The following is a 21257-nucleotide window of genomic DNA, read 5'->3' on the forward strand; positions in this document are numbered from 1 at the left end:
AGAAAAGAAATACTATATAATTATATAAATGGCAAAGCAGAAACCTAGCGTACCTAAGGGTACTAGAGATTTTGGGCCCGAGCAAATGGCCAAGAGAACTTATATTTTGGAAACAATTAAAGACGTTTACAAGAAATATGGTTTTCAAAACCTGGAGACACCAACTATGGAAAACCTATCAGTATTGACTGGTAAGTATGGTGACGAAGGGGATCAGCTTTTATTTAAGATTGTCAACTCTGGTGATTACTTGAAAAAAGTGAATGCAGATGATCTTGAAAAAGGAGCGAAGCATATGCTTCCAAAAATCTCTGACAAAGGTTTAAGATATGACCTTACAGTACCTTTCGCAAGATACGTTGTGATGAACCAAGGTACATTAAGCTTTCCATTTAAAAGATATCAAGTTCAACCTGTTTGGAGAGCAGACAGACCTCAAAGAGGACGTTATAGAGAATTCTATCAGTGTGATGCCGATGTGGTAGGAACAGATTCATTATTGTGTGAAGCTGAAATCCTAGCAATGATGGGTGAGGCGTTGACAAATCTTCAAATTACAGATCACACGATCAAATTGAATAACAGAAAAGTCTTGACTGGTATCGCTGAAGCCATCGGTGAAAACGGTAAAGAGTCAGAACTTTGTGTCGCAATTGATAAATTGGATAAGATCGGCGTGGAGAAAGTAAAATCAGAGCTAATTAATGAAAGAGGATTTTCAACTTCATCAGTTGCTCGATTGGATTTTCTTTTTGACTTAAATGGTTCAACACGAACCAAATTAGGTAAAATGAAAGAGTTCTTTCAGGGTAATGATAATTTCTTAAACTGTTCCCTTGTTGGGTCTGAGATTGGATTGAAAGGAATCAAGGAACTGGAAGAAGTGTTAGATTTTGCTGAGAAGTTAGGTGTTTCTTTCAAGAATATTGAATTTGACGTAACACTTGCTCGTGGTCTTTCATACTATACAGGTGCTATCTTCGAAGTGAAGGTAAACAATGCCAATATGGGTTCTATCAGTGGCGGAGGTCGTTATGACAACCTTACTGGCGTATTCGGTTTAGACGGAATGTCTGGCGTTGGTTTCTCTTTTGGTGTAGATAGAATCTATGACGTATTAGAAGAATTAGATTTATATCCGTCATCAGCTGTTGAGACAACAAAAGTAATGTTGACGAACTTTGATGACCAAGGAAGAGACTATTCATTACCATTATTACAAAAATTGCGTAATGCTGGAATCTCTGCTGAATTATATCCTGATAATGCCAAAATGAAAAAGCAAATGAACTTTGCCAATAAAAAAGGTATTCAGTATGTCGTTTTAGCGTGGGAAGATGAAATGGCTCAAAATAAATATTCATTGAAGAATATGACTACAGGTGAGCAAAACATGCTTTCAGCAGATGAGATTGTAGACCTTTTGAAGGGGTGATCAATCTTTGAAAAAAATATAGAGTCGCTTTTGGAGTAAAATTCAGAAGCGACTTTTTTTATTTTAATAGATTTTATGGTGGTTTTACTTGTGGTTCAGTGGACGTTTTACTAAAACGTCCTTGCGAATCACAAGAAACCCACAATAGAACCCACATCTGAATATAAAAAAAGCAGCTACCATTTACATGATAACTGCCACCTATATTTTTAGTTAGATAAGACTAAACATCTTTCTTCCCTGCTAGTAAATACAACGCCGCCATACGAGTAGCGACTCCGTTCTCCACTTGATCAAGAATGATCGCATTTTCAGCATCTGCCACATCAGAAGTGATTTCCACGCCTCTGTTGATTGGGCCTGGGTGCATCACTACGATTTCTTTATCCAGTGATTCTAGAATCTCTTTTGTCAAACCAAAGTTCTGCGAATACTCTCTTACCGATGGGAAGTTCTTTACCAATTGTCTCTCCATCTGAATACGAAGCATATTAGCCACATCACACCATTTCAAGGCTTTCATCAAATCATGCTCTACGATTACGCCAAGATCTTTGATGTATTTAGGAATCAAAGTATGAGGTCCGCAAACCATTACTTCAGCACCTAGCTTCTGTAAAGCGAAGATATTGGATAAAGCTACACGAGAGTGAAGGATATCACCGACAATCACTACTTTCTTGCCTTCTACTGTTCCTAATTTCTCACGAATAGAATAGCTGTCCAAAATCGCTTGCGTAGGGTGTTCATGAGTACCATCACCAGCGTTTAAGATTGTAGCATCAATATGCTTAGCCAGGAAGTGAGGAGCACCAGGGCTTGAGTGACGCATCACAATCATATCTACTTTCATAGATAAAATGTTGTTGACCGTATCAAGAAGTGTTTCCCCTTTTTTTACTGAACTACCACTCGAAGAGAAGTTGATCACATCTGCTGATAGTCTTTTTTCAGCCAGCTCAAATGATAATTTAGTACGTGTTGAGTTTTCAAAGAAAACATTGGCGATAGTAATATCTCTCAGAGAAGGGACTTTTTTGATAGGGCGATTAATCACCTCTTTAAATTGATCAGCGGTTTGAAAGATCAGTTCTAAGTCTTCTCTAGTGAGATCTTTTATTCCAAGTAGATGTTTCTGACTTAACATTATATGAATATCTGCAAGAAATTGATGTATATAAAAAAACGGTCATCCTAACGAATGCCGTTGTAAAATTATTGATTAATAAGCCAAAGGTTATCTTCCTGATGACCTTCTTCTTTCCATTCTGCTTGAATGTATTGTGATTGAATTGAATTGACCACCTTACCAACGTAAGTAGGTTCAATCGGTAAATCACGGCTATATTTTCTATCCACTAAACAAAGTAGCTCCACTTTTCTAGGACGACCAAATGCCATCATGGCGTCTAACGCCGAACGGATAGACCTTCCTGTAAAGACCACGTCATCGATAAGAATTACATTCATATCTTCTACAAGGAAAGGAATATCGGTTTTACTAGGAGTGAGGATACTTTGACCTCTTCTGAAGTCGTCGCGGTGAAAAGTAATGTCCAATTGACCTAAAGGAACTTCCACCTTTGCCAATTCAAAAATACGTTTCTTAATTCTTTCAGAAAGAATAATACCGCCTTGCTGAAGACCAATTATCACAGTATTAGAGAAGTCTCCATGGTTCTCAATCAACTGTTGACTCAGTCTACTTATTGTAATGTCAAGTAATTGACTTTGTAATATGCTTACTTTTGCCATTTTCTATTTCTAGAATTCATTACGGGGAAATTACCCCTTCGATTCTAACCTGTAAATCTATGAATTTTCTTTCAAATTCGTATAAAATCCTCGCATTTTGATGAGTTCTTCTAAAGAATTACAATGACGGAATAAATGATGCTTTTCATCTACATGTTTTTCCTTCAGTTCTTCAAAAGAAGTAAAGACCATATTATCAATTGTTTGTTTGTCTTTATCCATTTCAGGGTCAACTCCCGTGACTAGTTGTCCACTTACCTTTTTTACTTTGAAAAATAGTTCGATCCCATGAAGAGGAAGGTCAAAAAACTCATGCGTAAACATAAATTCCTCAATTTCTACATCAAGTCCTGTCTCTTCTAGAAACTCTCGCTTTAAAGCATCTTCGACTGATTCGCCATATTCTAATCCACCTCCAGGAGGAGCCCAGAAAATTCCTCTCTTACCGATTCCATGGTGAACTGCCATTAATATTTTATCATTTTCTACCAATACACCGCAGACTCTAACTCTTAATCGGTGTCCGAATGTTTTTTCTATATCTTCTTTGGATGCTTTGTTACTCATTATGTTTTATATTAATTAAACTGTTGGAGTCGAAAAAAATCAAATATAATAATTGATATACTTAATACATTGTAAACTCAACTTTCAGCTAACTTTCTTTGCGCTGAATTGAATCCGATGGGGAATGAATTTTATAATTCTGATTGAGTTAGGAGAAAATAAAACTAAAATTTTGATGAATTTATAGAATTTAAAGGATGAAAATGTTTTGTCTTAGCAGGACAAAAAGAAATCTAATAGCATGTTTTAATTTACTTAGTTCATTTTTAGGTAGTTGTTGTGAGGAATGCTCAATAAACTTGTTTTTTATACGTAAAGTGCTAATTATTACATGTTTGATTAAGTATTGTACGTAGATTTGTTCTTTTATTATAAGTAATGTTACTTAAATCATTACGTAATTTTTTCTGCTGAAAAACAGTTTTTTACCTCTCAAAAAACTAGACCAATAGTGAAATATGACATAGTTTCCGTTTTGAACACCCTCTACATTTGTATCATAAGCAAGCACAAACGCTATAGGAAACTCTCATAACTTACAAATTAACATGACAAATGATTTAAAGCTATTCTCTATATCTCATAGTAAAGCTACTGTTAAGGTAAGGGAAAAATTTTCTTTAAATGATTTAGAAGTAAAGCACTTTTTGCAAAAGCTCAAGGAGGTGCTAGGAATAGATGAAGCGATTGTTTTGTCAACTTGTAATAGAGTTGAGGTCTATTATGTTTCTAAATCAATATTGACGCAACAGATACTGAAGTTACTCTGCGTACTTAAATGTCAGATTCCATCTGATCAGTACATCAAATATATTGAAGACAAGGAAGGTGATAATGCTGTAGAGCATTTATTTTCTACTGGGATAGGTGTAAATTCTCTATTACTCGGCGATTTGCAAATATACGGACAACTGAAAAATGCCTATCAAAATGCAACAGATGAAAATATGTGTCAGGCTTTTCTTCATCGCTTGATGCACACCTTCTTTCATTTTCATAAAAGAATTACAAATGAGACTTCTTTTAAGAAAGGGGTGAGTTCTAATGGTTATGCAGCCGTGAAAGTAACAAACGAATTTTGTAAGTATAATAATGATGCAAAAATATTGATCATCGGATTAGGAGAGATGGGTAAAGATGTCTGTCAATACTTACAAAAGAAAAGTATTAATAATGTCTCAATAACGAATAGATCATTAGAAAAAGCACTTCAGTTTAATAAAACCTTTGGTTATGAGGTAATAGCCTATGAGGCACATGAAGAAATGTTATCTCAATTTGATGTAGTTATCACTTCTGCTCATCACGAAAAAATCGTTTACAAACCATCAATATCAAATTCAAAATCTCCTCAGTTAATTATTGATTTATGTTCTCCAAGGACAGTATCACCCACATTTAATAGAGTAGGAACGAAAGTTCTGAATATTGATGATCTAGGAATGCAATTAGATGAGACTATTAAACTGAGACAGGCAGAACTAACCAACGTAAGTCTAATTTTTAATGAAGAGTTATTGAAGTTTAATTCCTGGCTCAAAGAAACTTATTTCACACCTACTGTATTACTTTTAAAAAATGCATTAGAAGAGTTAAGAAAAGATTCGTTAGCTACTTTTAAAAAAGAGTTTAATTCATCCGAGTTGGAAGCCATAGAAAGGGTTTCGAACAGGATGATCCAAAAAATTGTACAACTCCCAACACTACAACTCAAAGAAGCTTGTAAGCAAGGTAATGTTGCTACTTTAAATGAGGCACTAAAAGCACTCTTTATGCTTGAAGAGCCTAGTATTCACACTTCAAAAATTTAATTGACTATGGGTTTTTTAAAATCACTTTTCGGTAAAAAGACAAAAAAAGAAGAAGGACCGGTTTCCGCAAAACAAATTGAGTTAGTGCAAAGTACATTTGCAATGGTGGCACCGATCGCTGACAAAGCTGCAGAGATCTTCTATGCAAAATTGTTTGAACTAGATCCTTCTTTAAAATCAATGTTTACGTCGGATATGGCGGAACAAGGTAGAAAGCTGATGGCTATGTTAGCTGCGGCTGTAAACGGTTTGAATGACTTAGGTGCATTAGTTCCTGTTGTTCAAGACCTAGGAAAAAGACACGTTGGTTATAATGTAGAAGATTCTCATTATGATACAGTTGCAGCTGCATTGTTGTATACATTAGAGACAGGTTTAGGTGAAAATTGGAATGACGAGGTGAAGGATGCTTGGACTACTGTATACGTTGTATTAGCTACAACAATGAAGGAGGCTGCTGCTACTGTAGAACCTGTAGAATAATAGCCTCTACGATTAAAATTGAAAATCTCTTTTCTTGAGTAATATAGTTCCAAAGCAGAGGGGTTCATTCGCCATGGCTCCTTTGCTATTATTACTCCCTACAACAACTCCCAAAAAACATTAAACATTTTAACACCAAACAATAGATTCATGAAAACTTTCTGCAAATTTAATCAACTTCGAAGTTATATTCTGCTATCATTGACCACAATCGGGTTTTACAACTGTCAACCACTACCAGAAGATTCAACTGCACAAGTATCGAATAAAAAATATTCTATAGAAGAAGCCTTCACCATTGTTTCAAAAGAAAACGATGTAGCTAGAACTCTTTACACTAAAGCCATTGTAGGTGCAGGTAAAAAGAAAGGTTTGAAATTTGACGAGGATTGGGAAAAAGATCACATTGAGGCAGGGCCACTACCTGCATTATTCTTAAGAGGAATTGCCGGTGATATTCGTAAAAAAGGAGAGGTGCCATTAGGATTATTCCTAGGTTCTGATTTCCCAATTAGAAAATCCAATAAATTCAAAGGTAAGCAAGCTGAACTTTTTGCTGAAATGAGAAAAGATGAGCAACCTAAGTTCTTCTACGATGCTGAAAACAAGTTGTATACAGCAATGTTCCCTGATTTTGCATCTGCAGGTGCTTGTGTAAGCTGCCACAATAAACACCCTGAAACGACAAAAGCCGATTGGGTATTGGGTGATATTCAAGGAGCTACAACATGGACTTACCCTGAAGATTCTGTAAGTTTTGAAGAATTAGAAGGTATGATCATGGCCTACAGAAATGGTGCTGCTAATACTTTCCAAAAATACATTGACAAAACAAAAACATTCAAAGAAAGTGATATACCAGTCGTTGGTGAAGAATGGCCTTCAGGAGGTTACCAATTACCAAGTCCAAATATTTTCTTGGATAGTGTAGGCCTATTAACTTCTGAAGAAACTTTAAGTGGTATTCTGAAATTATAATATAAAGTCTTAGTACTAAAATTACCTGTTGTTGTGCGACTCCCCTCTAGGTTTCATATTTTTTTGACAAAATACGTATATCTATTTTAAAATCTACTTTTCATCTTTTGAGGGGAGTCTACATTTAATTAATTCAGTTATGCATAAATTAAAGTTTATATACATTGGCTCTTTTCTATTTGCTCTATTTGTAATTCAAGATGTTTTTGAGTTAAGATGGGAAGCATTATATGAACTACAAGAAGAGCAAATGTATAGGAGATGGTCAGGATTGGGTGTGCTATTAGTGATCCTATTCCAATGGACCTTGAGTTTAGTAAGAAGTGTACCAAGATGGGAAGATAAATCTATTGTATTTCATAAAATACATAATTGGTTAGGAGCATTTACTCCGTTGATATTTTATGTTCATTCTATGGAATTAGGTTTTGCCTATTTATTAGTATTGAGTATTACATTCTTCAGTAATTTTATCATGGGGATGTTCAACTTTGATGTTATCAGAAGTAAGTCTCAATTGTTCTTTCAAGGTTGGATGATTGTTCATGTTTCGCTATCAGTATTTATCACATCTCTTACGTTCTATCACATTTGGGTCGTTTTCTTTTACGAATAAACCTTAAAATCAACTCCCATGGAAAAAATTAAAACGCTAAAAGTTACGGATGTCATCAAGGAAACGAATGATGCGATCAGTATACATTTCAAACAGCCTTTTTTCAAAAAAATAAAATATACTCCAGGACAATTTCTGACACTATTGGTCAATGTTGATGATAAAGTGCTTAGACGTTGTTATTCTCTAAACAGTGCTCCCAAAGTAGATCAAACTATTAGTGTTACTGTAAAGAGAATTAAAGATGGTAAAGTATCTAATTTCCTTTTCGACACTGTAAAGAAAGGAGATAAAATAAAAGTGCTTTACCCAATGGGTGAATTCACAATGCAACCTGACCCTAATAAAAAGAGACACATTGTTCTTTTTGGAGCCGGTAGTGGTATTACACCTTTATTTTCTATTCTAAAATCAACTTTATACAAAGAACCCAAGAGTATCGTTTCTCTATTTTATGGAAATAGAGATATTGAATCAATTATATTTAATGAACTCTTAGCTAAAATAAAAAGCGAATTTCCAGAGCGCTTAAACTTAATTCATATCCTTGAGAAACCTGGTGATTTTAGCGATTGCTATAAGGGAAGGGTTGAGAGAAGTCAAGTTCCAGTTTATTTAGAAAAAGTCCCTAAGTGGCCCGTTGAAGAAACAGAATATTTTATCTGCGGTCCATCTGGAATGATGAATGAAGCGGAAGAAGGGTTGAAATTAAGTTTAGTACCTGAAAAATATATTCATATTGAACGTTTTTCTGCTCCGCCACCTTCTGCTCAAGAAATCCAACAGCAAGGTGCATTTTTGGAAAACAGAGAAATTAAAATCAAACACAAAGAGAAATCTTACCAATTTACTGTCCCTGCCAAGAATAACATCTTAGAGGCAGCATTGGATGAGAAAATTAAGTTGCCTTATGTTTGTATGGATGGGATTTGTGGAAGTTGTAAGGCCAAAGTCACATCTGGTGAAGTATTTATGCGAAAAGGCCATGTGCTCACTCCAAAAGAAGTAGAGGAAGGGTACATACTGCCTTGTATCTGTAATCCGGTCACTAACAATGTAGTGATTGAGTATGCATAATCTTTTCGATTATCACTTTACAGACAACAAAAGAAAGATCTTTGAATCAATGCTACATGAATGGTTTTCACAATGCGTTATGGGAGTTAGCAAAAGTCAACCTTGTAGCATTTGATTCTCTCCCAAAAAAAACTTTAAAGCATCAACAAATGTTTAAAATAAGCAGAAAAAGAAAGAGACAATTTATAGGGATGTGTACAGGTATATTTATCTCTGCTATTACCTATGTAACACTTTCTCTTCCACAAAATGATGATTTCCTTTCTAAAGGACCTCTTAATACAGGACATGAAAATCTTCAGTGTGAAACTTGTCATACACCCGCTAAAGGTAATGTATTCCAGCAAGCACAGGCGAATTTTATGCATACTGTAGGTCTTAGAAGAACTGAAGCAGATTTTGGAGCTCAAAATGTTGATAACCAAAAATGTTTGGATTGTCATGATAGAGCAAACGATAGGCATCCATTGCATCGTTTTGAAGAACCACGATTTGCTCAGGCTAGAAAAGACATTGGAGTGACTGAATGTGAATCGTGTCATCAAGAACATAATGGAGTTCGTATTACTCAAACTAATATTGGTTACTGTCAATCTTGCCATGAAGATACAGAGATGAAAAATGACCCTCTAGAAGTATCTCACAAAGAATTGATAGGTCAAAAAAGATGGAATACATGTCTACAATGTCATGATTTTCATGGAAACCATATTTTCCATGCTGCTGAATCTCTGAAGGATACCATTCCTGTACAAGAGATTAAGGCTTATTTTGCTGGAGGTAATTCACCTTATGCAAAAGAAAAGAAATACTATGCGACAACCGAAGAAGAACTAAAAAACAACAAGAATTAATCTTCATTTTATGGCTTAGAGTGGTATTTTTCGTTCAATTATGTAAATTGATGTGGATAAAAACAATACTTCAATTTTTACATTTTTGAGCTAAACTATAATGAGTACTACAAAATCGAAATATGATGTTTTATTTGAGGAAATTTCATCAATTGCAGATAGAGCATCTTCTCGTAGTCAAGAAAATAAATTAAAATCGTTCAGAATTTATCTAGGAATTGCGATAGCATCAGCATTGATTACCATCTTGGTCGCAGTATCTAATGATGTACCACTAGCTTATCAATTACATGCAAAAATAGTAACCTTATTATTAAGTGGGGTGACTACGGTATTGGCAGCTTGGGATGGCTTTTTCAACCATAAACAACTTTGGATTAACTATGGTGAATCAAGAAATCAGTTACGTGCTATTCAACTAAAAATGAAAATGATGGATGAAAAGCAAAGATCTGATGAAGAGGTCTTAGAACAGATTTTTAATGAATTTCAGGAGGTAATGCATAATGGTAATTCAAACTGGAAAACATTAAGAATGGAAAAGGTAGAAGTAACAAATTCAAAGGAATAAAAGATACTACCCGAAAATTAAACTGAATCTAATGTAATATATGAATTTTAGGCTCTTCATTGATTTGGAGGGCCTTTTACGTTTACAATTTCCTCATTGCTTGTTATTATATTGTAAACTAAGTTTTCGAATATTTATGATTTTTAGAAATCAGGAGATTTCTGTTGATCTGTAGGACACGAATGCCGCTAACGCTTAACATTCGCGCCAGTGGCATTCTACCCAATTCGTTTGGCAGTACTTTCCTCGGCCTTGAAGGGAGGTACAACTAAATGATTGCCTAATTACAAAACAAAAGACAAAGGTCTTATAATTATCCTTTAAAAAACAGTTCTGTAGGGTCGTTGCATTGCAACGTCCTCACGAACCATAGATTGGTTGATTTATTTCTTGTTCTATTTTCCTTAGAGATTTATGAAGAAACTGAAGATATAATTGAGTGGGCGAGGGAAATGAAAATAAAACCGGAAGACTTTGTTGATTATTACAGGCGTTTGTAGCACATAGTGAATCAGATAAAGTTGAGAATAGGTAAAATTGACGCAGGTATTTTTTCTTTTGTTACCAATTTAGGACAGGAGTCATGAAAAATTATTAAAACTTTAGTAGAATTATACACTAGAGCATGTCAAAGCATGCTCTAGTTTAAATCAATCCCCTCGCTTTTAGCTCTAGGTATTTATTAATAGTATCTACATTCAATTTTTCTGGGGTAGTTAATATTGTATGAATACCATTTTGCTGTAATTCTTTTGCTATAAACCTTCTTTCTAAAATATTTTCCTCTTGTAAGGCTTTTTTATAAATGTCATCCACACTGTGTGTCTGTTTTTTTAAAGCTTCTTTTATCTCAGTATCTTCAAAAAGTACAACTACAAGTAGGTGTTTTTGTGTTAACCTTTTAAGGTAAGGGAGCTTTCTTTTTAGGCTTTCTTTATGAGTAATGTTCGTAAAGAAAAGTAGAAGACTTCTTTGTTTAATTTGTCGGCGTAATAACGTAGTGACTTTCGCAAAATCAGTTTCTTTAAAACTAGGATTAAGGTTATAAAGTTGTTCTAGGACATTTTTCATTTGCCCTGAATTCCTACTTGCCTTCAAGAAATTGCTGGTATTATAATCAAAAGCTGAAACACCAATCAAGTCCTGTTTCACCTGAGCAATATGTAGTAAGATCAAACTTGCATTGATGGAATAGTCCAATAAAGTCATGCCATCAAAAGGTAGTTTCATGTTCCTACTCATATCCAAAACGGCATAAACCTGTTGTGCTTTTTCATCTTGATAATGATTTACCATCAATTGTTGAGAACGAGCAGTGGCCATCCAATTGATTGTTCTGAAATCATCTCCCGCAACATATTCTTTGATTTGGTCGAATTCTTTTTGTTGCCCAACTCTTCGTACTTTTTTTATACCGCCTTCCATATGTCCGGTATTGAAAGCCATTAATTCGTACTGTTTCAATTTATTGAAAGAGGGGTACACTTTTACAGATTGAATGCTACAATTTTGTTTTAGCTTTCTTCTGACCAAACCAAGCTTAGATTTGACAAATATAATTAGGTCTCCAAAGTGGTATTCACCTCTTTCTTTTGGAGTGATTTCATACGTTATATTTTTTTCTTCGGAAGGTTTTAATCGAAACTGAAACTTCAAATCCCTTAACTGAAATGCTATTGGCGCCTCATCAATTAACTCAAGGTCTAAAGTTTGAATACCTTTATTGACAGTATACAGTGAAATTTTATTTTGTTCTCCATTGGAAAGTCTTTCAGGTGTTACTCGATCAGCATACAACTCTTTTTTGATGGAAAAAAGAAGTACAATATCTAATAGTAATAACACCCCAAATAATAGAGAGAGAATCCCTATGAATCCAAATAGAACTGGAAAAAAGTAGGAGATGATAAATAAGAAAACAATTCCACTACCGATTTGATAAAAACGGTCAGCAAAGAAGATTTGTTTATAAAAACGCATAAGCAATTATCTAGGAACTTCTACTGTATGGACAATTTTATCAATGATACGGTCCATACTTTCACCTTCCATTTCTTTTTCTGCTGTCATGATCAAACGGTGTCTTAATACTGGTTTGATCACATAGGCAATATCGTCTGGAGTTACAAAATCTCTACCTTGTAAACAAGCCCATGCTTTTGAGGCATTCAATAAGGCAACACCTGCACGAGGAGAGGCTCCCAAATAGAGTTCTCCACTCATTCTTGTCTTTCGGATCAGTTTTAAGATATAAGCTAATAAATCATCTTTTACAATTACCTTTTTAGCTAAGTTCCTAAATTCTTTTAGCTTTTCTGGAGAAAGTTTAAACTCTTCGTCAATAAGTTCAGAAGGGCTCTGATGCTGATGGTGCATCAATAATACTTCCAATTCATCTTGTTCTTCTGGATAATCTAAGTCTATTTTGAAAAGAAAACGATCCAATTGAGCTTCAGGTAAGGGGTAAGTGCCTTCTTGTTCAACAGGGTTTTGTGTACCAATCACTAAGAAGGGTTCTTTCATTGGATATTGGTTGCCATCGTATGTAATTTGACGTTCTTCCATTACTTCAAAAAGGGAAGCTTGTGTCTTAGCAGGGGCTCTATTGATTTCATCTGTTAAGATGATATTTCCAAAAACGGGTCCTTTTCTAAATTCGAAAGCATTGGTCGAAGCATTATATATATTAGTTCCAATAACATCTGAAGGCATTAAATCTGGTGTAAATTGAATTCTAGAATATTGTCCATCGATCATAACAGCCAACGTTTTAGCCGTTAATGTTTTGGCCACACCTGGTACACCTTCTAATAATACATGTCCATCAGCTAAAATAGCAGTTAATAAAAGATCAATCGTTTTATGTTGTCCTTTAATAACCTTATTGATTCCCTCTCTCAGTTTATTTAAATCTTCAATTAAAGCAGATGTATCAATTCTATTTTCGAAGTTATCTATAATATTATCTTCCATATTTATATTTCTTTAGAATAAAAGTCGTCTATTAATTCATTTACTTTGATGAAACCACCATCCGTCATTGAGTGTTTGATTTCTCGGTCTAGAGAGATGAATAGTTTCTTTATATCTTCTTCCTTAATACCTGACCGGAAAGAAAGGAGTTCTAACTCTTCATTGATTTCCTCCTTATTGAGGTTGATATTATATTTGTTTTTAATGTGATTCAATAAATACCTTTTCCTCTTGATCAAAATATTTTTATTGTCTTTCTGTCCTAAATAAAGTTGTCCAAGTGTATTTACAAACTTCAAACTGTCATTAGACGGGGGAGTGAGTTCAGGAATAGCTCTTTGTTCTCTTTTGATTTCAAAAATAAGATAGATGAAAATGATAATGAGAAATAATTGAACAGCTTCTCGTAATCCATTTCTCGCTAAAATTACTCTAAGCGTTGAAGCATGTCCTTTTCTTCCTAGTGCGTAATATTCCGATCTTATGTAGTTTCCTTTCGGAAGTTCCTTGATGATCTCATTGATTAATTTATTATTATCACCATTTAAAAGTGCGACATTGGTGAGGATTTTTGGTGTACTCAGTAAATATATAGCTCCTAAACCAACCTTTTGTTTCATAAAAATAGCATTCCCATCTTCATTGTGAGCTAAAACTTCAATACTTGTAGAATCATAAACCTCAAAAGAACTATTTAGTTCAAATGCCGAAAATTGCCCTTCTTCATCTTTGAGGAATACACTTAATGTATCGAATTCAAACTCATTTTCTTTAAGGTTGGGTATATCTTTAATCTGTATACTTGCATAACCATAACTCATTTCAAAGTCCAAAGTGTCTTTTAGGTTACGACTAAAGTTTTCGGCACCCAAAAGAACAGTACCTCCCATCAAAGCACCCGTGTAGATCGATTTGACACTTTCTTTATCCAATTCCAAACGGTCATTAATGATCATTAGATTATTTGAAGTGATATCAACGTTAAGTGAGTCGTATATTTCATAGGCTGTCATCCTAGAATGTTTGATATTGACCTTCATTACGGAGTCTTTCAACAATTCAGTCAAAGCCTTTGTACCGTAAGGGTCTTTGGAATCTGATCGATAATGAGGTTTCCAATTTGTTTTCTCATCTGAAGTAAACGCTAAAAAAAAGTAGAGGATAACAGCAAATACCAAGATGATATATTGTTTATTTTGTTTTTTCATGCTGATCTACTGCTTTTTCAAAATCGTAATACATTGTTTCTAATTGATGTGTTATCGTCTCATTAGCCTCAAATTCTCCGTACCAACAGTATTGAAAATAGACTCCGATGGAGTGGAAAGGTTTTTTTATGAGCTCTTCCTTTAATTGGAAAAGAATATCATTGTGGTGTTCAACACCTCTAAGATTGATAAATCCTTTCTGGTCTAGTTTATCGATAGCAAGTAGATAATATAACCTTACGGTTTCATGGTAATTGTTCGCTTTAATAGCTTCTTCTAATTGATTCGAAAGAGGAATAATACTGTCGTTGGGAGTGTAAATAGAACTAGATCTTTTATGTTTAATTCTTTGATCTTTTGAGAAGATAATGATACGGCTTGTTTTTAGTATTAAATAAACAGCCCAAATGACTGAGCCAATAATTATAATCCATACTAAGAGTCTTACCGATGAACCGCCAATTTCAAAGTCTTTACCAAATATTTTATGAAAAAAATCAGACAGCCAATTACCAATCATATCCCATATTGATATATCATATTGGGGGAGTATGTAGGTATATTCGGGTTCTTCTTTTAAACGTTTTAGCGTTTCTTCGGAAAATTCTCGCTCTTGAGCAAAGGATGAAAATGATAAAAAAAGGAATGAAATGAGGACAATAAGTTTTCGCATCGCAAAAAATCTTCGTACAAAAAATCGAAGTGAAAAATATGCTCTCTTGCTTTTTGAAGAACAAGAGAGCAATATCAATTAAGCCATTGATTCAGCTTCTTTTAATAAACTCGTTGCTTCTTTTTGCTCTTTTAAAGAGAAGTATAAAACTACGGTACCAATTTGCATTAGAATAGTGAAAATTGGGCTAACTAAACTTGAGAAACCTGAAACAATGATCATTAATGTTGTATAAGAATCGGCTACTTCACTTCCCGAAGCAGCAATTGAAGCAGCTTCAACACCCGTTACCATACCGCCAACAAACCCGAATACATAGTTTACTAGACTAGAAATAAATCCAAAAATAAGTATGAAACCTAAAGTGGACCACCAATTTCCTTTTACAAGTTTTCTACTTTTATCAAGTGCACCATCCATTGAAGTTTCCTCAAAAATTAATACAGGAATAACAACTGCATAAGCAATAGCAAGGTAAATACCTGGGATAAGAAGCATTAAAGTGGCTAATGAAACAAAGAAGCCTACTATAAAGGTTGTACCAATTACTTTTGGAGTAATGCTTAGTGTTTTTGAACGGATATTTGATACTGTAAACTCTAGCTCTTTATCCAAGTATACTTTCACTATACTTGTAGCCATAGCACTAAGTAATACATAGCCAAACATTGAGAAAATGAATCCAATGTAAAAATAAGGATCAGAATATACTGCTAATGCAGCAGTAGGGCCAGCATTGCCTGCTTTCAAAATACTTGTTGTGGCATAAGCTGAAAAACCTCCTCCAATCAAGAAAAATGGAGTAGCTAGTGTTAGAACTGAAATCAGGATTGTTTTAAAGTTTTTGGCCCAGAAAGAAAAAGTAAACTCGATTTTCTCTCCAAGACTTCTTACTTGGTTAAATTGAAACGTTTGCATATGCACGATAAGATTTAGTAATGATATGTAAAAAAATATATAAATAGTTTCTTATGGAATACATGATAAAAATGTCACCTTCCAATGTGATCAAATTGAAAGGGTAACCTATTTTTTAGCAGTCTTCAATAGTTTTGCTTTATAAACTCTGTTTGCGTAGTAAAAATAATAAAAAAGTATAAAGCTGAAAGAACTTAAGATAAAAAATAAACGAACCGCCAATGGCCAATCGACTTGTCGAGTTACAAAACCTTCTAGAAAACCCGCCAGGAAAAAGATCGGTACTAAGCCAATAATAATTTTTAACCCACTCTTTGTTCCATCTTTCAAACTATCAATTCTCTTTTTGTGTTTTGGAAAGAAAAAGGAATTACCCAAAATGAAACCTGCTCCACCTGCGAATACAATAGCTGTGATTTCCAATGTTCCGTGTGTCCAGATACTTAAAAGAGATTCCCCTAAAACTCCTTTTTCATAAAAGAAATATTGAAAAGAGCCGAGCATTATTCCATTTCGAAACAAAAGGACACCCGTACCAAAACTAGAGAATATGCCTAAGGCAAAAGCAAAAAATGATACTTTTACATTATTGATAGTAATCATGTAAAACATTTTTAAATGGCTTCCCGAAGCATACACATCCATGGGCTTCCCTTTTGCAATATTCTCTAAGGTCATATTTACATAGCCATCGCCAAGAATAAGCCTTACGAATTCCCCATCATGATACGCTGAAAAAACGCCAATAAGGGTACTCACTGCAAATACTAGAAAAGCATAGAAAAGTTGCTTTCTGTTATTGGCCATTTCAAAGGGTACTTCATACAACCAAAAATCTTTAATCCTTGATGTTTTCTCTTTCTTCGTAGAATAGATTTTTTTGTGATACTTTACTGAAAGTGAATTCAGGTAAAATGTCACATCGCTTTCAGGATAAAAAGTTTGGGCATAAGATAAATCATCACTTAATGATTTATAATAAGAGGCGAGTTGGTCAGGAGAAACAGTTGTTTTGGTGATTTCTCTCTCAATAGTTTGCCATTTTTCCTGATTTTTCAGAATAAATATAGGTTCTTTCATAAAAAATTGCTTTGTTAACACAATATATCACAATTTTTTATCTGAGAAAAATGTCATCAATTTCTTTCCAAAACAGCCAAAACGTAAACCTTCAATTCCAAAAGGCACTTATAACTACACGGATAGCTGCATTCTTAATTGATATCCTGTTGTTATCCAGTATTTTATTATTCCCATTTTTTATTTTTACAATGTTTGATTTATTCATTGTCATTACAATCTGGGTTTCCATCATGTCCTTCGTCATTTTAGTTTACAACTTACTTTGTGAAATATTTTTCGAGGGTCAATCTCTAGGTAAAAGAGCAATGAAAATCCGAGTTGTATCTATGGATGGAGAATCCGTAAAACTATCACAATTTTTTATTCGTTGGATTTTCCGTTTTGTAGATATCCTTTTGATGCAAGGTGCTGTTGCTGTTTTTACAATACTCATAAGAGGTAAAGGACAACGTCTAGGAGATATATTGGCAGGGACAATGGTTATTTCAGAGAGAAGAAAAGTAGAAGCTTTTAATTTCTCAATACCTGAATTTGCTGAAGATTATGCACCTATGTTCCTTCATGCAGATGCTATCAATGATCAACAACTGAATGTAATCAAGAAAACATTGAAATTTAAAGGATCTGAAGAACATGAAGAGGTAGTTCATACCATTGCTAATAAACTGAAAGAGCAATTATCGGTAGAGAGTTCATTGGAAGATATTGATTTTATAGAACAGCTTTTAAATGACTATTACTTTCTGACTTTACAATCACAAAAAAATCTAAATTTTTAAATTGATAGAAGTATGAACTTTGAGCACCTTTTGTATGATCGAATCAGAAATAAACCTTTAAAGGGTAAGCTCAATGTTCATACTTTTTTAGAGCATTTTTCAATTATTTCTTATAAGGTAGAATTACATAAAATTGCTCCTTTCATTCCAGAACCATTTGAGTTGTGGACTTATGAAAACAACGGGAAAACTTATGCATTAATAAGTGCAGTAACGTTCAAAGACAAAGATTTTCAATTTCATAATTTAATACCCCAACCTAAATTTTCATTTTATCAAACGAACTTTAGAACCTATATTATCAATAAGGAAACCAATGAGCATTGTGCATGGTTTTTTGGAACAAACTTGGGCTCCATCACTCATTTGATACCTAAACATCTTTGGGGAATGCCGTGGGATCAAGCAAAATATACCTGTGATTTTAATTTTGAGAATGAGGTTTATAAAAACTATTCTGTTTCCTTTCATTCTGCAACTGGCAGAGGTCTTGTAGATATTGTTGGGAGTAAAGATAACATGCTACTCTTAGAGGGGTTTGAAACTTTAAAACAACAATTATTCATTCTTACACACCCCGTAAAAGGGTATTATGATAAAGTAGGAAATCAAATTGGTACTTATGAAATTTGGCATCCTGAAATGTTTCTAAAACAAGGAAGTTCTCAAAATACATATTTTGAATTTTTCGAAAAGCTTGGTTTTCTTTCCAAAGAAGAAATGCAACAACCGCATTCAGTATTAATTACCCCTTCAATTGAATTTGAAGTACTATTGCCTCCTAAAAACTATAAATGATGATATACATCTTGTTGACGTAGTGATAAGTGTCATGATAAGTGTTGTCTATATTTTGTTATTTTGAATTGGTCTAAATAATATTCTAATTTTCTCTATGTGCTGCTTAATTCAATCAAGTAACATCAACCATAGTTGAATTTAGATGTGAAAACTTATCATTAATTTTATCAGAAACTATGAAAACATCTTCTCTATTCGACAATTTAGAGTTCAATGAATCTAAACCTTTAATTACTGTCCTTTTTGAAACTAATTTCACGAAAGAAATTAGAATCGCAATGGCTCAGGGAACAGTGATGAAAGAACACAAAACATCTTTTCCAATTGTTGTAGAAATGGTTGATGGAAACGTTGACTTTGGTGTGGAACAAAAAAACTTGCAATTGAAAAAAGGAGATATCCTTGCATTAGAAAGCAATGTTCCACACGACTTAAAAGCTACAGAAGACAGTGTTATCAGACTGACACTAACAAAATATGACTCTTCCGAAAGGGTAGAAGGTGTAGCAAAAAAATAATAGATTTAAATTTCAACAAATTCGATATTTAAGCTTTTATTGGGTTGATGATAGAGTCCTTAAGGTTCTTGATTCATCCCTTTTTTTGTTAAGTTTGTGATGTGTTTTTTAATCTTACTAAAACTAAATTAATCATGAACAAACTTATTACTATGGTTTTCATTTTGATGGTTTTCATCTCTTGCAAAACCAAAACGAAACAAGATCAAGTGAAGGAGACTCTTTTCGAGAAAAGGAATGATCTTCAGCTAATTCTTGACTCAGCCCAACTAGACGGTGCAATATTAATTTATGATCAAGAAAAGGATACCTATTATTCAAACAATTTTGAGTGGTCTGAAAAAGGTTTTTTGCCTGCTTCAACGTTTAAAATTCCTAACTCCATTATTGCATTAGAAACTGGAGTGGTTGAAAATGACAGTACTTTGATGAAGTGGGATGGTATTGAACGAAACTTTAAAATCTGGAATCAGGATTTAATTTTTAAAAAAGCCTTCCAATATTCATGTGTTCCCTGTTATCAGGAAGTAGCAAGAAAAATAGGTGTAGAACAAATGCAGTCTTACTTGAAAAAATTGAATTATGATGGGATGGTATTTGATTCTACTTCAATTGACACTTTCTGGTTGGTGGGAGATTCACGGATAAGTCCATTTGAGGAGATTGATTTCCTAAAACGATTGTATAGATCAGAATTACCTATCCAAAAGAGAAATGAAACCATCATTAAGAAAATGATGTTGATTGAAACCAAAGATCAATATAAACTTAGTGGTAAAACAGGTTGGGCTAGTAATGGGAATTATAACAATGGGTGGTTTGTAGGTTTTCTTGAACTTTCAGACAATACTATTTTCTTTGCAACCAACATTGAACCTACAGAAAGCTTTGCTATGAAAAACTTTCCAAAAGCAAGAAAAGCTGTAACAATGAAAGCTTTCAAAACTTTAAATTACCTGTAAAGATCTATCTCTCTCTTCAATCATTTAACTAACAATTAGAACAAAACTATTTCTAAGAAAATTGTATATTAGATTAACTCAAATTTTTATTAATTACATTTCTCAAAAACTACTATGTACACTAAACGGATCTACTCAGTTTCCATTATGGTAAAATGGACCAGAAGGTATATCTATCAATTTATCATTTTAGCGATTTTACCGGTCATTCTGTATGAAGTATTGGGCTTCAAGTGGCTGAAATTACCTTGGTTACCTATTGGTTTAGTAGGTACAGCATTAGCCTTTGTGATTGGCTTTAAAAATAATGCTTCATATGGACGCCTATGGGAAGCTAGAAAAATTTATGGAGGTATAGTGAATGCCTCTCGGTTATTGGCCACTATGGTCAATGATTTTATTACAAATGAGCATGCAAAAAGAGAAAGAACAGAAGAAGAGTTTTTCGAAATTAAGAAAGAAATTATTCATCGACATATAGCTTGGATGACTTGTCTTCGATATGCTTTAAGAACAAAAAAATCATGGGAAACCTCCGCTGTCAATAAGTCAGATAAAGAGTATATGGATGCCATGCAAATCATAGAATATGAAAACACCTTAGAAGATGAGTTAGAAGGGTACGTATCTAAGGAAGAAAAAGAATATATTCTTGATTTTGGAAATAAACAAAATGCATGTCTGACTTTGCAATCCAAACAATTCCGTGAATTACAGCTTAGTGGCTTAATAGAAGATTTTAGACACATGGAATTTAAAAATATGATTGCAGAATTATTTGCTTTACAAGGTAAAGCCGAACGAATAAAGAATTTTCCGTACCCTCGTCAGTTCGCAACTTTGAATTTATATTTTGTATGGATTTTTGTGATTTTTCTTCCATTTGGTTTAATGAGTGAGTTTGATAAAATTGGTCACGTTTTATTAAATCAGAATGTACTAGACCCAAGGTTCCTATTTATTGCTGATAATTTTGTATGGTTGTCCATTCCAACGAGTGTTGTGATCTCATGGATATTTTTTACGATGGAAAGAGTCGGTGATGTTTCAGAAAACCCTTTTGAAGGTATTGGTAATGATGTTCCGATTTCGACGATGTCTAGAGGAATAGAAATTGATATTAGACAAATGATTGGTGAAGATAAAGCATTGCTTCCGGCACCACTTCCTCAAATCAATGATACGCAGATGTAAG

Annotated in this window: 22 protein-coding genes; 13 read left to right on the forward strand and 9 right to left on the reverse strand. The window is 33.8% G+C overall.

Going from position 1 to position 21257, the window contains the following annotated elements; genetic code table 11:
* Positions 1 to 28 precede the first annotated feature (28 nt).
* Positions 29 to 1435 carry a histidine--tRNA ligase gene (gene hisS / locus PL77_RS08515; protein WP_044203805.1) on the forward strand — a complete coding sequence of 469 codons (1407 nt, stop codon included), beginning with the start codon at positions 29 to 31 and terminating at the stop codon, positions 1433 to 1435.
* Positions 1436 to 1658: 223 nt separating this feature from the next.
* Here hisS and PL77_RS08520 read toward each other — a convergent pair whose 3' ends face one another.
* From PL77_RS08520 to PL77_RS08530, 3 genes are all read right to left on the reverse strand, one after another.
* Positions 1659 to 2582, reverse strand: a complete 924-nt coding sequence (locus tag PL77_RS08520; protein WP_044203806.1) for an aspartate carbamoyltransferase catalytic subunit — start codon at positions 2580 to 2582, stop codon at positions 1659 to 1661.
* A gap of 68 nt (positions 2583 to 2650) precedes the next feature.
* Positions 2651 to 3190 carry a bifunctional pyr operon transcriptional regulator/uracil phosphoribosyltransferase PyrR gene (gene pyrR / locus PL77_RS08525; RefSeq protein ID WP_044203807.1) on the reverse strand — a complete coding sequence of 180 codons (540 nt, stop codon included), beginning with the start codon at positions 3188 to 3190 and terminating at the stop codon, positions 2651 to 2653.
* A gap of 57 nt (positions 3191 to 3247) precedes the next feature.
* Positions 3248 to 3757 carry an NUDIX domain-containing protein gene (locus tag PL77_RS08530; RefSeq protein ID WP_044203808.1) on the reverse strand — a complete coding sequence of 170 codons (510 nt, stop codon included), beginning with the start codon at positions 3755 to 3757 and terminating at the stop codon, positions 3248 to 3250.
* A gap of 548 nt (positions 3758 to 4305) precedes the next feature.
* Between PL77_RS08530 and hemA the strand changes: the two genes are divergently transcribed.
* From hemA to PL77_RS08565, 7 genes are all read left to right on the forward strand, one after another.
* On the forward strand, positions 4306 to 5568 hold the full coding sequence (hemA, locus tag PL77_RS08535; protein WP_044203810.1) for a glutamyl-tRNA reductase: 1263 nt from the start codon (positions 4306 to 4308) through the stop codon (positions 5566 to 5568).
* A gap of 6 nt (positions 5569 to 5574) precedes the next feature.
* Positions 5575 to 6051, forward strand: a complete 477-nt coding sequence (locus tag PL77_RS08540) for a globin family protein (protein WP_044203813.1) — start codon at positions 5575 to 5577, stop codon at positions 6049 to 6051.
* A 150-nt stretch (positions 6052 to 6201) separates the two neighbouring features.
* Complete coding sequence (locus PL77_RS08545; RefSeq protein ID WP_044203816.1) at positions 6202 to 7029, forward strand: DUF3365 domain-containing protein; 828 nt, start codon at positions 6202 to 6204, stop codon at positions 7027 to 7029.
* A 139-nt stretch (positions 7030 to 7168) separates the two neighbouring features.
* A complete protein-coding gene (locus PL77_RS08550) occupies positions 7169 to 7645 on the forward strand; it encodes a hypothetical protein (protein ID WP_044203818.1) in 477 nt (158 codons plus the stop codon).
* An 18-nt stretch (positions 7646 to 7663) separates the two neighbouring features.
* Positions 7664 to 8722 (forward strand): ferredoxin--NADP reductase, encoded by a 1059-nt coding sequence (locus PL77_RS08555; RefSeq protein WP_044203820.1) that lies wholly within the window; start codon positions 7664 to 7666, stop codon positions 8720 to 8722.
* Between the two features lie 149 nt (positions 8723 to 8871).
* A complete protein-coding gene (locus PL77_RS08560; RefSeq protein WP_044204027.1) occupies positions 8872 to 9576 on the forward strand; it encodes a cytochrome c3 family protein in 705 nt (234 codons plus the stop codon).
* A gap of 100 nt (positions 9577 to 9676) precedes the next feature.
* On the forward strand, positions 9677 to 10147 hold the full coding sequence (locus PL77_RS08565; RefSeq protein ID WP_044203822.1) for a DUF4231 domain-containing protein: 471 nt from the start codon (positions 9677 to 9679) through the stop codon (positions 10145 to 10147).
* 645 nt (positions 10148 to 10792) lie between these two features.
* On the opposite strand, the gene PL77_RS08570 is transcribed toward PL77_RS08565, so the two are convergent.
* From PL77_RS08570 to PL77_RS08595, 6 genes are all read right to left on the reverse strand, one after another.
* Complete coding sequence (locus PL77_RS08570) at positions 10793 to 12127, reverse strand: DUF58 domain-containing protein (RefSeq protein ID WP_044203824.1); 1335 nt, start codon at positions 12125 to 12127, stop codon at positions 10793 to 10795.
* 6 nt (positions 12128 to 12133) lie between these two features.
* Positions 12134 to 13120: a MoxR family ATPase gene (locus PL77_RS08575; RefSeq protein WP_044203826.1), complete on the reverse strand. Its 987-nt coding sequence runs from the start codon at positions 13118 to 13120 to the stop codon at positions 12134 to 12136.
* A gap of 2 nt (positions 13121 to 13122) precedes the next feature.
* On the reverse strand, positions 13123 to 14328 hold the full coding sequence (locus PL77_RS08580) for a DUF4350 domain-containing protein (RefSeq protein ID WP_044203827.1): 1206 nt from the start codon (positions 14326 to 14328) through the stop codon (positions 13123 to 13125).
* A complete protein-coding gene (locus tag PL77_RS08585) occupies positions 14312 to 15001 on the reverse strand; it encodes a hypothetical protein (protein WP_044203829.1) in 690 nt (229 codons plus the stop codon). The genes PL77_RS08580 and PL77_RS08585 overlap by 17 nt, the downstream gene beginning before the upstream one ends.
* Positions 15002 to 15079: 78 nt before the next feature.
* Positions 15080 to 15919 (reverse strand): glycerophosphoryl diester phosphodiesterase membrane domain-containing protein, encoded by an 840-nt coding sequence (locus PL77_RS08590; RefSeq protein WP_044203831.1) that lies wholly within the window; start codon positions 15917 to 15919, stop codon positions 15080 to 15082.
* Between the two features lie 108 nt (positions 15920 to 16027).
* On the reverse strand, positions 16028 to 16999 hold the full coding sequence (locus tag PL77_RS08595; RefSeq protein WP_044203833.1) for a stage II sporulation protein M: 972 nt from the start codon (positions 16997 to 16999) through the stop codon (positions 16028 to 16030).
* Between the two features lie 50 nt (positions 17000 to 17049).
* Here PL77_RS08595 and PL77_RS08600 point away from each other — a divergent pair, with 50 nt between their 5' ends.
* The 5 genes from PL77_RS08600 (at position 17050) to PL77_RS08620 (ending at position 21256) form a co-directional block, all read left to right on the forward strand.
* On the forward strand, positions 17050 to 17781 hold the full coding sequence (locus PL77_RS08600) for an RDD family protein (protein WP_082026457.1): 732 nt from the start codon (positions 17050 to 17052) through the stop codon (positions 17779 to 17781).
* A gap of 12 nt (positions 17782 to 17793) precedes the next feature.
* Positions 17794 to 18579 (forward strand): DUF2071 domain-containing protein, encoded by a 786-nt coding sequence (locus tag PL77_RS08605; protein ID WP_044203835.1) that lies wholly within the window; start codon positions 17794 to 17796, stop codon positions 18577 to 18579.
* A 179-nt stretch (positions 18580 to 18758) separates the two neighbouring features.
* Positions 18759 to 19100: an AraC family ligand binding domain-containing protein gene (locus PL77_RS08610; RefSeq protein ID WP_044203836.1), complete on the forward strand. Its 342-nt coding sequence runs from the start codon at positions 18759 to 18761 to the stop codon at positions 19098 to 19100.
* Between the two features lie 134 nt (positions 19101 to 19234).
* The gene (gene blaOXA, locus PL77_RS08615; RefSeq protein WP_044203837.1) at positions 19235 to 20062 is read left to right on the forward strand and encodes a class D beta-lactamase; all 828 of its coding nucleotides are present in this window, start codon (positions 19235 to 19237) and stop codon (positions 20060 to 20062) included.
* Between the two features lie 114 nt (positions 20063 to 20176).
* Positions 20177 to 21256, forward strand: a complete 1080-nt coding sequence (locus PL77_RS08620; protein WP_044203838.1) for a bestrophin family protein — start codon at positions 20177 to 20179, stop codon at positions 21254 to 21256.
* Position 21257 lies beyond the last annotated feature (1 nt).

The sequence above is a fragment of the Flammeovirga sp. OC4 genome (assembly GCF_000812565.1).
Classification (GTDB): domain Bacteria; phylum Bacteroidota; class Bacteroidia; order Cytophagales; family Flammeovirgaceae; genus Flammeovirga.